Origin of the sequence: Kitasatospora setae KM-6054 (assembly GCF_000269985.1) — a bacterium.
In the GTDB taxonomy this organism is placed as follows: Bacteria; Actinomycetota; Actinomycetes; order Streptomycetales; family Streptomycetaceae; genus Kitasatospora; species Kitasatospora setae.
Window position 1 is genome coordinate 6,172,392 of record NC_016109.1, and the last position, 12,932, is coordinate 6,185,323.

The 12,932-nt window shown below is 76.6% G+C and carries 10 protein-coding genes and 1 pseudogene; 5 read left to right on the forward strand and 6 right to left on the reverse strand.

Annotated features, from left to right (window positions below; translation table 11 throughout):
• Positions 1 to 335: 335 nt before the first annotated feature.
• Positions 336 to 989: a DUF3000 domain-containing protein gene (locus tag KSE_RS27265; protein WP_014138582.1), complete on the reverse strand. Its 654-nt coding sequence runs from the start codon at positions 987 to 989 to the stop codon at positions 336 to 338.
• A gap of 185 nt (positions 990 to 1,174) precedes the next feature.
• Here KSE_RS27265 and hemE point away from each other — a divergent pair, with 185 nt between their 5' ends.
• Positions 1,175 to 2,254, forward strand: a complete 1,080-nt coding sequence (gene hemE, locus KSE_RS27270) for a uroporphyrinogen decarboxylase (RefSeq protein WP_014138583.1) — start codon at positions 1,175 to 1,177, stop codon at positions 2,252 to 2,254.
• 109 nt (positions 2,255 to 2,363) lie between these two features.
• Here hemE and KSE_RS27275 read toward each other — a convergent pair whose 3' ends face one another.
• On the reverse strand, positions 2,364 to 3,371 hold the full coding sequence (locus KSE_RS27275) for a DUF4349 domain-containing protein (RefSeq protein WP_014138584.1): 1,008 nt from the start codon (positions 3,369 to 3,371) through the stop codon (positions 2,364 to 2,366).
• A gap of 206 nt (positions 3,372 to 3,577) precedes the next feature.
• Here KSE_RS27275 and hemG point away from each other — a divergent pair, with 206 nt between their 5' ends.
• Positions 3,578 to 4,981 (forward strand): protoporphyrinogen oxidase, encoded by a 1,404-nt coding sequence (gene hemG, locus KSE_RS27280; protein WP_014138585.1) that lies wholly within the window; start codon positions 3,578 to 3,580, stop codon positions 4,979 to 4,981.
• The gene (hemQ, locus tag KSE_RS27285; RefSeq protein ID WP_014138586.1) at positions 4,978 to 5,688 is read left to right on the forward strand and encodes a hydrogen peroxide-dependent heme synthase; all 711 of its coding nucleotides are present in this window, start codon (positions 4,978 to 4,980) and stop codon (positions 5,686 to 5,688) included. Before hemG ends, hemQ begins: the two co-directional genes overlap by 4 nt.
• A gap of 55 nt (positions 5,689 to 5,743) precedes the next feature.
• Here hemQ and KSE_RS27290 read toward each other — a convergent pair whose 3' ends face one another.
• From KSE_RS27290 to KSE_RS27305, 3 genes and pseudogenes are all read right to left on the reverse strand, one after another.
• Complete coding sequence (locus tag KSE_RS27290) at positions 5,744 to 6,514, reverse strand: TIGR04222 domain-containing membrane protein (protein ID WP_014138587.1); 771 nt, start codon at positions 6,512 to 6,514, stop codon at positions 5,744 to 5,746.
• A 91-nt stretch (positions 6,515 to 6,605) separates the two neighbouring features.
• Positions 6,606 to 7,673 (reverse strand): TIGR04222 domain-containing membrane protein, encoded by a 1,068-nt coding sequence (locus KSE_RS27295; RefSeq protein ID WP_014138588.1) that lies wholly within the window; start codon positions 7,671 to 7,673, stop codon positions 6,606 to 6,608.
• Between the two features lie 40 nt (positions 7,674 to 7,713).
• Positions 7,714 to 8,989: pseudogene (locus tag KSE_RS27305) on the reverse strand (DUF692 domain-containing protein).
• A gap of 198 nt (positions 8,990 to 9,187) precedes the next feature.
• Between KSE_RS27305 and KSE_RS27310 the strand changes: the two are divergent.
• Positions 9,188 to 10,108, forward strand: a complete 921-nt coding sequence (locus tag KSE_RS27310; protein ID WP_014138591.1) for a GNAT family N-acetyltransferase — start codon at positions 9,188 to 9,190, stop codon at positions 10,106 to 10,108.
• A 109-nt stretch (positions 10,109 to 10,217) separates the two neighbouring features.
• The gene (locus KSE_RS27315) at positions 10,218 to 10,748 is read left to right on the forward strand and encodes a hypothetical protein (RefSeq protein WP_014138592.1); all 531 of its coding nucleotides are present in this window, start codon (positions 10,218 to 10,220) and stop codon (positions 10,746 to 10,748) included.
• 52 nt (positions 10,749 to 10,800) lie between these two features.
• Here KSE_RS27315 and KSE_RS27320 read toward each other — a convergent pair whose 3' ends face one another.
• Entirely contained in the window at positions 10,801 to 12,900 is a 2,100-nt protein-coding gene (locus KSE_RS27320; RefSeq protein ID WP_014138593.1) for a restriction endonuclease, read from the reverse strand.
• Positions 12,901 to 12,932: the final 32 nt, after the last annotated feature.

The following is a 12,932-nucleotide window of genomic DNA, read 5'->3' on the forward strand; positions in this document are numbered from 1 at the left end:
GACACCTTCGGCATCAACCGTGCCCGGCTTTAGCGGGTGATCACGATCTGGTGAGTAACAATACGGACAAATCGCGCAGGTGACCGGTACGACATGCCTGGAAATCGCACGGAATCGATCACCGGCGACACCTCGGCGATCGCGAACGTGCAGGTAATTGACCTGGAGTGGTCGCGAAGTCACACTCCGTCAGCCCTGCGGGTGGCACCGGGCCCGCGGCGCGGGCTTGTCCCCTTGAGGTGTCTGGAAGCACCCGCGACGCCCGGCGGCCGACCGGCCGGGCGTCGCGTCGAGGGTCGAGAGTCCAGAGGAGAAAAGGGGAGAGGGGGACGGGGTCAGTGCGAGTTGCGCGGGCGGCGGCGGGCCGGCATCGGCACCACCCCGCCGAGCACGCCCGGCCCGTCGGCCGGCAGCGGCGCGGGCGCGGACGGCGGCAGCCCGGCGCACACGCACAGCAGGTCCGCCCAGGCGGCCAGGTGCCGTTCGAAGCGGCGGTCGCCCGGCGTCCAGGACGCCCGCAGCTCGATCTCGGTGGACGAGCCGCGCTCGGCCAGCGCGCCGAAGTACTGCGAGTGGCACCTGGTCACCGTGCCGGACGGCTCGGCGTACCCGGCGACGTGCGTCTGCAGCGCGTCCAGCAGCCAGCTCCAGCCGACCTCGGAGAGCAGCGGGTCGCCCGCCATCTCCGGCTCCAGCTCGGCCCGGGTCATGGTGACCACCCGGAAGTCCCCGCTCCACGCCTCCGGCGCCGACGGATCGTGCAGCAGCACCAGGGTGCCGTCCGCCAACTCCTCGCCGTCCACCTCCACCGAGGCGGAGAGCGCGAAGGCGTACGGGGCCAGTCGGCGGGGGGCGGGCTGCGGGGACAGCCGTACCTCGGGGCGCAACCGCGCTCCGGTCAGCGCCTCGACCGCGTCGCGGAACTCGATCGGCGCCGACTCCCTGCCCGTTCCCCCACCCTGTGCGGATTGCCCGCCGACCGCTGCCATGACCGGAAGCCTAGGCGGCGCGGACCCGTAAGCCGAGCACTTTCGTGCCCCCGGCGTGCCGAAAACCAGGAAATCGGCCGGGCCGCGGACGGCCGCCCGGCGATCACCGCCCGAGGTGTCCGTTTTGCCGGTGCGCGGCACCCGCTCGGCCGGGAGCGCACCGGCCGCGTGCGAGGATGTGACCCGTGAGTGAGACCCCCGCAGCCCAGTCCGGTCAGCGGCCCCGCGGCGCCGCGTACGACTCCGTGTTCCTGCGCGCCGCCCGCAACGAACCCGTGCCGCACACCCCCGTGTGGTTCATGCGGCAGGCCGGCCGCTCGCTGCCGGAGTACCTGAAGGTCCGCGAGGGCATCCCGATGCTCGACTCCTGCATGCGGCCCGACCTGGTCAAGGAGATCACCCTGCAGCCGGTGCGCCGGCACAAGGTGGACGCCGCGATCTTCTTCTCCGACATCGTCGTCCCGCTCAAGGCCGTCGGCATCGACGTCGAGATCAAGGCCGGCGTCGGCCCGGTCATCGCCGACCCGATCCGCACCGAGGCGGACCTCCAGCGGCTGCGCCCGCTCGAACCCGACGACATGCCCTACATCACCGAGGCGGTCGGCCTGCTGGTCGCCGAACTCGGCGCCACCCCGCTGATCGGCTTCGCCGGCGCCCCCTTCACGCTGGCCAGCTACCTGGTCGAGGGCGGCCCGTCGAAGTCGTACGAGAACACCAAGGCGATGATGTACGGCGCCCCCGAGCTGTGGGCCGGACTCGTCGACCGGCTGGCGCAGATCACCTCGGCCTTCCTGAAGATCCAGATCGAGGCCGGCGCCTCGGCGGTCCAGCTCTTCGACTCCTGGGCCGGCGCGCTCGCCCCCGACGAGTACCGCCGCTCGGTGCTGCCCGCCAGCACCAAGGTCTTCGACGCGGTCGCGCCCTACGGCGTGCCCCGGATCCACTTCGGCGTCAACACCGGCGAACTGCTCGGCCTGATGGGCCAGGCCGGCGCGGACATCGTCGGCGTCGACTGGCGCGTCCCGCTCGACGAGGCCGCCAACCGGGTCGGCCCCGGCAAGGGGCTCCAGGGCAACCTCGACCCCGCCGTGCTGTACGCCCCCACCCACGTCGTCGAGACCAAGGCCCGCGAGGTCCTGCACGCCGCCCAGGCCCTCGGCGGCAGCCACCACATCTTCAACCTCGGCCACGGCGTCATGCCCAGCATGGACCCGGACGCGCTGACCCGGCTGGTCGCCTTCGTCCACGAGGCCAGCGCCCGCTGAGGCGCCCGCCGCCACCGCCGGGGTGACCGCGGCGAGGGCGGTGGCGGGTGACCGCTCCCGGGGTTCAGCGCCCGGGAGCGCCGTTCCCCGGGCCGCCGGAGGGGGCCGGTCACTCCTCGGCGCCCGGGGCCTCCTCGGTGTCCGGGGAGTCCGGGGCGTGCGCCGGGCGGGGCGGCAGGGCCGGGGCCTTCGGGGCGCGGCGCCGGCGCTTGCGCAGGAGCCAGCCGAGCGGGGCGAGGAGCAGCAGGAACGGGGCGGCGGCGGCCAGGGCGGTCAGCAGGACGCGGACCACGGTGAGCAGGGCGTGCCAGCCGCCGGCCAGCGCGTGGCCGACCGAGGCCCAGAAGCCGGTGGCCGGCTTCTCCGGTTCGACCCGGGCGTCCTGGTAGGGCGTCACCAGCTCCAGGGTCACGGTCGACAGCGAGACCCGGGCGGAGAGGCCCTGCTGCTGCCGCTGGAGGGACTCCAGATCGGACTCGCGGCGGGTCAGCTCGCTCTCCAGCGAGACCACCTCGGACAGGCTCTTCGCGCCCGCCATCAGCGCCCGCACCCGGTCCACGCTGGCCTGCATGGACTTCAGCCGGCTGTCGACGTCGGCGATCTGGTCGGTCAGGTCGTCGGCCTGGCTGCTCAGGCCCAGCCGGGTGCCGACCGCGCCGAGCCCGTCCAGCACGGCCTGGTAGGACGCGGACGGGACCTTCAGGGTCAGCGTGGCCTGCCGGCTCTCGCCCGGCCCGCCGCGCAGGTTCTCCCCGGCCACGTAGCCGCCCGCCCGGGTGACCAGGTCGACGGCCCTGGCGCGGGCGTCCTCGACCGCGTCGACCCGCAGGGTCAGCCTGCCCTGGTAGGCGATCCGGCGGTCGGCCGGGGCGGCGGTCGCGCCGCCGCCGGGGGTGGCCCCGGCCCCGGGCGCGGCGTCGCCCTTGCCGGGGGCGGCCGCCGGCTTGGCGGCGCCCTGGGCGCCGGCCTGGGCCCCGCCCTGGGCGTCGGCCGCCGCGGCCGGGCCGACCGCCGACGAGGCCGTCCCCGCGCGGTCGGATCCCGCCCCGCACCCGGCCAGCAGCAGCACCGCCGCCAGCGCCCCCGCCGCGCCGATTCTCCGCACCCGCAGGTCCATTCCGGTTCCTCCCCGTGTCCCCGGGGCGGGCCGACCGCCCGTCCCCACGGCTCTGTGACGCGGCGGCCCCCGGACCGGACCCGCACTCCCGGTACCGGATGGATCACGCCCCGGACTCGCCCCGGTCTCGACACCGCCCGCGCCGCCGCCCGAGGTCGTCCGGGTCGATTCCGGCGAACCGGATAAAGGCTGGGAGACTGACCGGCATGGCGAAACCTCACGTGGTGGTCATCGGTGGCGGGATCGCGGGCCTGGCCGCGGCCGCGTTCCTCTCGGACGCGGCGGTACGGGTCACCGTGCTGGAGGCGTCGACGCGCTTCGGCGGGAAGCTGCGCGGCGGTGAGGTCGGCGGCGTCCGGGTCGACCTCGGCGCCGAGTCGATGCTCGCCCGCCGCCCCGAGGCCGTCGAACTGGCCCGGCTGGTCGGCCTCGGCGAGCGGCTCGAACCGCCGACCACCGCCAAGGCCGCGCTCTGGACCAGGGACGCCCTGCGCCCGCTGCCCGGCGGCCAACTCATGGGCGTACCGGGCGACCTGGACGCCCTCGCGGCCTCCGAGGTGCTCACCCCCGAGGGCCTGGAGCGGGCCCGCCACGAGCGGCCCGCCGAGATCGGCGAGGACGCCCCGATCGGCCGCTACATCGCCGACCGGCTCGGCCGCGAGGTGGTCGACCGGCTGGTCGAACCGCTGCTCGGCGGGGTCTACGCCGGGCACGCCGACGAGATCTCGATCCGCGCCGCCGTCCCGCAACTGCTCCCGCTGGCCCGCCAGGGCGGCTCGCTGACCGCCGCCATCCGCGCACTCAGCACCCGCGCCGGCGCCGGCGGACCGGTCTTCCAGGGCCTGCGCGGCGGACTCGGCACCCTCCCCGGGGCGGTCGCCGCCCACGCCCGCGCGCACGGCGCCGAACTGCTCACCGGCCACCCGGTCGACGCGCTGCGCCGCACCCCCGACGGCTGGCGGATCGCCACCGCCGGCCGCGAACTCGCCGCCGACGCCGTCGTGCTGGCCGTCCCCGCCCCGCAGGCCGCCGCGCTGCTCGCCGCCGACGCGCCCGCCGCCGCCGCCGAACTGCGTGCCGTCGAGTACGCGTCGATGGCCCTGGTCACGCTCGCCTTCCGCCGCGCCGACCTCGCGGACAGCCCGCTCACCGGCAGCGGCTTCCTCGTCCCGCCGGTCGACCGGCGCGCCATCAAGGCGTCCACCTTCTCCAGCAACAAGTGGGGCTGGCTGGAGCGCTCCGCCCCCGACGCCTTCCTGCTGCGCACCTCGCTCGGCCGGCACCGCGAGGACGCCGCCCTCGACCTGGACGACGCCGAACTCGTCGCCCGCTCGCTCGCCGACCTGCGCACCGCCGTCGGCCTGCGGGCCGTCCCGTACGACCACGCCGTCACCCGCTGGCGGGCCGGACTGCCGCAGTACCCCGTCGGCCACCTCGACCGGGTCGCCCGGATCCGCGCCCACCTCGACGCGCTCGGCGCGGTCGCCGTCTGCGGCGCGGCGTACGACGGCGTCGGCATCCCCGCCGTCGTCGGCGGCGCCCGGCGCGCCGCCGAGCACCTCACCCCCCGCACCAGCGGCACCCGCACGGAAGGGACAATGGGCGCATGACCGAAAGCACTGAGCAGCCCGTGAAGAAGAAGGCCCGCGACCTCAACCAGGTCATCCGCTACACCATGTGGTCGGTGTTCAAGCTCAAGGACGCCCTCCCGGAGGACCGCACCGCCCTCACCGCCGAGGTCGACGCCCTCTTCGAGCAGCTCGCCGCCAAGGACGTGGTGGTCCGCGGCACCTACGACGTCTCCGGCCTGCGCGCCGACGCCGACCTGATGGTCTGGTGGCACGCCGAGGACTCCGACGACCTCCAGGAGGCGTACAACCGCTTCCGCCGCACCGGCCTCGGCCGCCTGCTGGAGCCGGTCTGGTCGAACATGGCGCTGCACCGCCCCGCCGAGTTCAACAAGTCGCACATCCCGGCGTTCCTCGCCGACGAGCAGCCCCGCGAGTACGTCTGCGTCTACCCCTTCGTCCGCTCCTACGAGTGGTACCTGCTCCCGGACGAGGAGCGCCGGGGGATGCTCGCCGAGCACGGCAAGATGGCCCGCGGCTACCCCGACGTCCGCGCCAACACCGTCGCGTCCTTCGCGCTCGGCGACTACGAGTGGCTGCTCGCCTTCGAGGCCGACGAGCTGCACCGGATCGTCGACCTGATGCGCGACCTGCGCCCCTCCCGGGCCCGGCTGCACGTCCGCGAGGAGGTCCCGTTCTTCACCGGCCGCCGCAAGCCGGTCGCCGACCTGCTGGCCGGCCTCTACTAGTGCCGCTCGGGACCGGCCGCACCGGGACCGGCCCGGCCGGTCCCGGCAGGGGCGGTCAGGAGTCGAGCGCGGCGCGCAGGCGCGGGTCGCGGACGGCCGCCGGGCCGGAGATGGCGACGGCGGTGAGCAGGTCGTCGTCGGTGGCGGTGGCGGCGGTGTGCCGGCAGGGCAGGGTGCGCAGCAGGGTCTGGCCGGCCGGGGCGGCCCAGGCGGTGTAGGCGTGGACGTCGACCCGGGCCATCAGCAGGGTGCCGCCGGTGAGGACCAGCGGCAGGGCGTACCAGGCGACGGCGGTGCGGGCGGTCTCGGCGTCGGTCCCGCTGAGCAGGACGGTGAGCAGCAGCATCGCGGCCGCCCCGAACAGCGCGTACCTGACCTGCCGGACCGCCCGCAGCGCGTGGTCGCGGACGACGGCGGGGGTGGCCAGCCCGGCCCGGGCCAGCCGGTCGCCGATGTCCCGGACGGTCGGGTGGGCGGCCAGCGCCGCCTTCAGCTGGGAGGTGCGGCACTGGCCCTCGGGGCCGATCGCGCCGATCAGGGCCCGCTCCAGGCGGCCGCGGCCCAGCGGGTCGACGACGGTGGTCCAGCCGGTGTGCGCGAGGTGCAGCCGGCCCACCCCGGCCATCCGGACCAGCGCCAGCTCGACCACCCGGGCGGGGCCGCCGGCCAGGTACGCGGTCTCGTAGAGGCCGACGCCCGGCGGGCGGCCGGCGACCCCCGCCGGGGCCCGCCCGGCGGCGGCGTCCGCGATCGCGGCGACCCGTACCAGGCGGAGGCAGGAGAGCACCGCGGCGGCACAGGACGGGACCAGCAGCAAGACCCACATGGTTTTTGTTCTAGTCCTGTGGGTGGCGGAAACGGAACGAATCTCCGTGCCGCGATACCGAACTGTGACGCGGCGGACGCCCGGCGGACACTCAGGAACCGCCGCCGCAGCCGCCCCCGCCGCAGCTCGACCCGCCGCCGCAGGAGTGCCCGCCGCCACCGCACGAGTGCGAGGACCCGCCGCAGGAGTGGCCCCCCGAGTGCCCGCCCGAGTGGCCCCCGGAGTGCCCGGACGCGCCGCAGGAGGAGCCGGACGAGCCGCACCAGGCCCCGGCGCCCGCCCCCGCCCCGGCCCCGGCCGCGGAGTCCCAGCCGCCGGACGACCCGGAGTCCCGCCCGGAGCGCCCGGAGCGCTTGCCGAGGGTGATGGTCACGGTCGAGGAGTACGGCCCGGTGAGCGCCTCGCGCAGCGCCCGGTGCTCGGGGTCGCGCAGCGCCGCGGCGCCGTCCAGGGCGAACGCGCCGACCAGCTCGGCGTGCTCGGCCGCCACCTCCCGGGGCCGCCAGGGCGTGCTGCCGCGGACCAGCTGGAGCTGGCGCAGGCCCGCCGGGGTGATCCGGCTCCGGCGGGGGCGGGTGACGACCAGGCTGACCACCGTGAACAGCACCAGCAGCGCGTAGCCCAGGAACGGCGGGAAGACGTTGTACCGGTCGGGCTCGCCCAGCCAGCGGAGGGTGTCGACCGCGCCGAACGCCACCGCGGCGGCCAGCGCCAGCACCAGCAGCCGCCGGGCCCGCCAGGCGGCCCGCAGCGCGGCCGGGTTCCGCAGCAGGCCGCGGGCGGCCAGCCCGTCGCCGGTCTTCTGCACCTCGGGGCTGCCCGTCACGGAGGCGCGCAGCACGGACAGGTCGCGTCCGGCCCGGCCGCCGGCGGCGGTGACCAGGACGCGCTCGACCGGGTCGGCCGTCCGGTCGTCGGTGACGGTGACCCGGCGGGCCCGCGAGACGACCAGCCGGCCCTCGCGCTCCATCCGGACCAGCGCGGTGTCGACCACCCGCGCGGGCCCGCCGGCCAGGAAGGCGACCTCGGACAGCGACTGGCCGCGCCCGGGCAGGCCCAGCGGGTCGGTGACCCGGCGGCTGCGCGCGTTGAAGACGGTGACGGCGGTGAGGGCGAGCGCGACCAGCGCGACCGCCAGGACGAACAGGTGGTTCGACATCCCCCGTGGTTCCTTTCGGCGTCGGTGGTTCGGGGTGCGGCTACGGGTGCGCGGGCGCGCTGCGGGCGCGGCGCGGCAGCAGCCGGCCCCACCGGGAGGCGGCGGGCCGCAGCAGGCGGCGCAGCGCGGGCTGCCAGCGGGCGGCGGGCTCGGCGGCCAGCGCCCACTCGGCGAAGGCCAGGGCGTCCGCGCGGTAGCCGCCGGTGAGCGGCCGGCCGGCCGCGTAGCGGGCGAACAGCGGGGCGAAGTCCGGGCCGAGCAGTTCGGGCAGTTCCGGCAGCAGGTGGCCGACGGTCTCCCGGCGCTTGGCGCGCAGGCCCTCGGCCTGCACCCGCAGCTGCTCCGGGTCGAAGCCGGGCGGCGGCGGGGCGGCGGCCACCAGGGCGGCCAGCAGCCGCTCCTGGCGGTGCGCCAGGTGGACCCGGGCGAGGGCGAGTTCGGCGTCGGCGCGGTCGCGGATCAGGTACTCGTGCTGCTCAGACACGGGCGGTCTCCCTGCGGTGGAGGTGCTGGACGCGGCGGATGGCGTCGAGTTCGGCGGACAGTTCGGCGGGCGGCGGGTACGCGCCGTCCCGTTCCAGCAGCACCCCGGGCGGGTCGGCCCGCGCGCAGAGCGCGGCCAGCACGTCCAGCACGGGCGCGGTGACCGGGTGGGCGTGGGTGTCGTGCCAGACGCCGTCGCGCTCGACGCCCCCGGCGACGTGCACGTAGGCGAGGGCGTCCAGCGGCAGCCGGTCGAGCTCGGCGGCCGGGTCGACGCCCAGGTTGACCCGGTTGGTGTGCAGGTTGGCGACGTCCACCAGCAGGCGGACGCCGGTGCGCTCGACCAGTTCGGCCAGGAACTGGGCCTCGGTCAGCTCGTCGTCCGGCCAGGCCAGGTGGGCGGCGATGTTCTCCAGCGCGAGCGGCACCGGCAGCTCCCGCTGGGCGATCCGGACGTTCGCGGCCACCACCTCCAGCGCCTCCCGGGTGCGCGGCACCGGCAGCAGGTGCCCGGCCTCCAGGCCGCCGGCCCGGACGAACGCCAGGTGCTCGCTGACCAGCGGCGCCCCCACCGCCTCGGCGACGCCCGCCAGCCGGGCCAGCCGGGCCGGGTCGGGCTCGGCGGCGTTGCCCAGGCCGAGCGAGACGCCGTGCGGGACGACCGTGACGCCGCGGGCGCGCAGCTCGGCCAGCGAGGGCGGCAGGTGGTCGGCGCAGACGTTCTCGGCGACCACCTCCACCCAGTCGAGACCGGGCAGCCGCTCCACCGCGGTGTCGATCTCGGGCCGCCAGCCCAGACCGGTGCCCAAGCGCGGAATAACGGACGAAGACATATTTCCACCCCCTTTCGCGGGGTTTTCCGGTCATGCGGGACCCCGTTGTCGAGGGTGTGTCCACGGCGGGCGGATGCCAAGCGGGACACCGGAAACTCAGAGCTGAACTTGAGCTTTCCGCTCCACTGAACGAACAGCCGGGCGGGTGGGGGAAATTCAGCAGCGCACGGACGGACTACTGGCTAACGTGACATGCCTATGACTTCGCAGCCGTACCGCATCCGACCGTTCACCCCCGCCGACGCCGACGGGGCCGCCGAGGCCTACCGGGCGGGCCGCCCGCACCTGGTCACCACCCCCGAGGTGGTCGCCTGGCAGAGCCGCCTGCCGCACTACCACCTGCTGGTCGCCGAGCTGGCCGGCCGGGTCGTCGGCACCGCCCGGTTCGGCCCGGTGACCGAGAGCACCACCCCGCACCAGGGCTTCCTCACCGTCAGCGTGCTCCCCGAGCGGCGCGGCACCGGCGCCGGCACCGCGCTGCTCGCCGCCGCCGAGCGCGAGCTCGCCGCCCTCGGCGTCCGGGACGCGCACAGCTGGGTCGACGAGACCCCCGAGGCCCTCGGCTTCGCCGCCGCCCGCGGCTACCGCAAGAGCGGCCGGGCCGGCCACTTCGGCCGCCTCGACCTGACCGCCCCGCTGCCCCCGCTGCCGCCCGTCCCGCCCGGCGTCGAACTGCGCACCGCCGCCGACTTCCTGGACGACCCGTACCCGATCTACCTGGTCGACATCGACGGCACCCGCGCCGAACCCGGCGACCTCGTCCTCGACGACCAGCCGTACGAGGGCTGGCTGGCCGAGATCTGGCAGCGCCCCGACCAGGACCACACCCTCACCGCGGTGGCCGTCGCCGACGGCGAGGCGGTGGCCTTCTCCGCCGCCCAGACCGACGGCCGCGGCGCCTACTGGTCGGCCTTCACCGCGACCCGCTCCAGCCACCGCGGCCGCGGCCTCGCCAAGCTCGCCAAGGCCCACTCGCTGCACCTGGCCAAGGCCCGCGGCCTGACCGCCGCCTACACCCAGAACGACGCCGGCAACGCGCCGATGCTCGCCATCAACGCCTGGTTCGGCTACCGCGAGTGCGCGACCGAGTGGAAGCACACCCGGTCCCTGAGCGGCTGACCGCGCGGCACCCCGCCCCCGTCCGGGGGAAGCCGGGGGAGCGGCGGTACGGGAACCGGGCCGGGCCGGGAACGAGGGCACCCACCCCTCCCCTCCCGAAGGAGCCCCCGTGCCCCGCCGCCCCCGCCGCGCCGCCCGCCTCGCCGCCGTCCTGCCGCTGCTCGCCGCCCCGGCCGTGCTCGCCCCGCCCGCCGCCCACGCCGAGCCGGTGGCGATGGTCTGCACCGGTACCGGGCAGCAGGCGTACCGCCCCGGCATCACCCTCACCACCCGGCCGACCACGGTCACCAACACCTCCGACCTGACCGCCTGCACCGGCGGCCCGGTCGGCTCCGGCCACCACCGGTTCGGGCCGTTCGCGACCACCGCGAGCTGCCTGTACACCCCGCCGACCGGCCCCGACGCCTTCGACCTCAGCTGGGACGACGGCACCACCAGCCACTACGAGGGCAGCTACCTGGTGACCACGGCCGGCGGCCAGCTCGTGGTCACCAGCACCGGCACCGTCACCGCCGGCCGCTTCGCGGGCGCGGCGCTGCGCGAGGTGGTCGCCTACCTCGCCCCCGACCTGCTGCGGTGCGCCACCCCGCAGGGCGTCACCAGCGTCTCCGGGCCGATCACCATCGCCGTCACCGGCTGAGCCGCGGCCGTCCCGCGCGGCGGCCGCGGCCGCCGCCGCTCGGGACGCTCCGCTACGCGACGTCCACGCCGTGGGCGCGGGCCAGACCCGCCAGGCCGTCCGACCAGCCCTGGCCGACCGCCCGGAGCTTCCACCCGTCGGCCGGGTGCCGGTAGACCTCGGCGACCAGCATCGCGGAGACCGCCGGGTCGGCCGGCGGCCGGAACACCCAGCGGCCGTCGCCGGAAGAGAGCTCGACCGCCGGGTCGACCAGGTCCGCGCAGGTGCCGTCGCCGTCCGCGTCCAGGTTGACCGAGACGGCCACCCGCCGGACCGAGTCCGGCAGTCGCCCGGTCCGCACGGTCGCGCTGCGCCCGGCCGGGTCGAGCGTGACGGCGCCGCGCTCCGCGCTCGGCTGGTGGTAGAAGACGAAGTCCTCGTCCCGCCGGACCCTGCCGTCCGCGTCGAGCAGCAGCAGCGTCAGGTCGGCCGCGGCCCCGCCCGCCCGGAACAGCACCCGCAGCTCGCCGTGCGGCAGCACCAGGTTCTGGCCCGGCGTCAACTCGGCCGCCGGGGAGCTGCGTTGAACGGGGATCGCGGGGGCGGCCGCCGGGCCGAGGCGGCCCGGGAGGCCCTGCTCGCGGAGCAGCTCCAGCAGCATCGGCCCGTCGACCAGGGTGAGCGGCTGGCCCTCGGCGTGCTTGCGCGAACCGGGCCCGAAGCCCGCCGTGGTGACCAGGATGCCCCGGTTGGCACCCTGCCGGCGCATCGTCGACTCCAGGTCGCGGACGGCGCTCGGCGGGACGGTCCTGCGGTAGCGCTTGGCCTGGATGACGATCTTCCCGCCGGTGATCGGGTCCGGGTCCTCGGCCAGCACGTCCACGCCCTCGTCGCCGCTGCGCGCGGTGGTGCTGGTGCGCAGGCCCCGGCGGCGGAACAGCTCGGCGATCAGCTCCTCGAACTCCAGCGGGTCCATCTCGAACAGGTCAGGACCCCCGCCGTCCGCCGCCACGGGCTCCGGCGCCGCCACCGGCCCCACCGGCTCGACCGAGGCCGGCACCTCGGCGACCGGCTCGGCCTTCTCCGGCCGGGCCGACAGCCGCCCGCCCAGCGCGCCGACCAGGCAGTCCACCGCGGCGACCCGGTCCAGCGCGAGGCCCGCGAAGACCTCCCGGTCGACCTCGACGGCCAGCAGGCAGCGCTCGGCGTCCCGCCCGGTCGCCGGGTCGGTGGCCACCAGCACGCCGTTCAGGCCGACCGAGCCGAGCAGCCCCTCGCGGTCGGCCCGGAACACCTCCGCCAGCACCCGCAGCGCGCTCTGCGCCAGCACCTCGCGGTACAGCTCCCGGCGCTGCCCGGCCGGCCGGGCCACCTCGTCCTCGCGGTCGTCCGAGCGGACGTACCGGTACCGGCCCACCGCCGGCACCACCTCGTACGGCGGCAGCTCCCAGCGCACCACCAGCCGGCGGGCGGCGGCGTCCCAAGAGGTCTCGCCGTCGGCGGGGAAGCCGTCCGGCCAGTCCTCGCGCCAGTCGACGACCGCCTCGAAGTACTCGGCGACCGCCGCCGCCTCGCCCGCCCGCAGCCGCCCGGCCAGCAGCCCGGCCTGCGCGGACTGCCCGGCCAGCAGCCGGTGCCGCTCGGCCGCCCACGCGTCGTACCGCGCCCGGTGGTCGGCCAGCTGCCGCTGCCGGTGCTGCTCGGCCGCCCAGGCCGCCTGCCAGTCGTGCTCGAACCTCGCCCGGGCCCGCGCCGCCTGCTCCTCCCACTGCCGCCGCGCCCCCGGCTGGTACGCCTGCGGGCCCGCCGGGGGCGGCACCAGGTACCAGTTCTGGTCCGGCATCGGCACCGGCACGCCCAGCGGACCGGGGTCGAACGGCGGCACCACCGGCCGCTCCGGCAGCGCCAGCGAGAACCCCGGGCCGGCCAGCCCGGCCGCCAGCACCCCGCGCAGCTCGGCGACCCGCCCGTCCAGTTCGGCCGTCCGCCGGGCCGCGTCCGACTCCCGCCCCTGCTGGTACGCCCTCAGCGCCTCGCGCTCGCCCCGGGCCGCCGCCCGCTGGGCCTCCCGCCGGGCCCGCTCCTGCTCGCGCTGCGCGGCCGCGGCCGCCCGGCGCTGCTCCTCCGCCCGGCGGTGCTGCTCGCGCTGCGCCTCGGCCAGTACCGACCACACCCCGGAAGACCGCCGCCGTGCCACGCCCGCCC

Excerpts from the sequence above, each read along its gene's own strand:
- KSE_RS27265 (WP_014138582.1), bottom strand. The coding sequence starts at position 989 with ATGGCAGCGGTCGGCGGGCAATCCGCACAGGGTGGGGGAACGGGCAGG.
- KSE_RS27275 (WP_014138584.1), bottom strand. The coding sequence starts at position 3,371 with ATGGACCTGCGGGTGCGGAGAATCGGCGCGGCGGGGGCGCTGGCGGCG.
- hemG (WP_014138585.1), top strand. The coding sequence starts at position 3,578 with ATGGCGAAACCTCACGTGGTGGTCATCGGTGGCGGGATCGCGGGCCTG.
- hemQ (WP_014138586.1), top strand. The coding sequence starts at position 4,978 with ATGACCGAAAGCACTGAGCAGCCCGTGAAGAAGAAGGCCCGCGACCTC.
- KSE_RS27290 (WP_014138587.1), bottom strand. The coding sequence starts at position 6,514 with ATGTGGGTCTTGCTGCTGGTCCCGTCCTGTGCCGCCGCGGTGCTCTCC.
- KSE_RS27295 (WP_014138588.1), bottom strand. The coding sequence starts at position 7,673 with ATGTCGAACCACCTGTTCGTCCTGGCGGTCGCGCTGGTCGCGCTCGCC.
- KSE_RS27310 (WP_014138591.1), top strand. The coding sequence starts at position 9,188 with ATGACTTCGCAGCCGTACCGCATCCGACCGTTCACCCCCGCCGACGCC.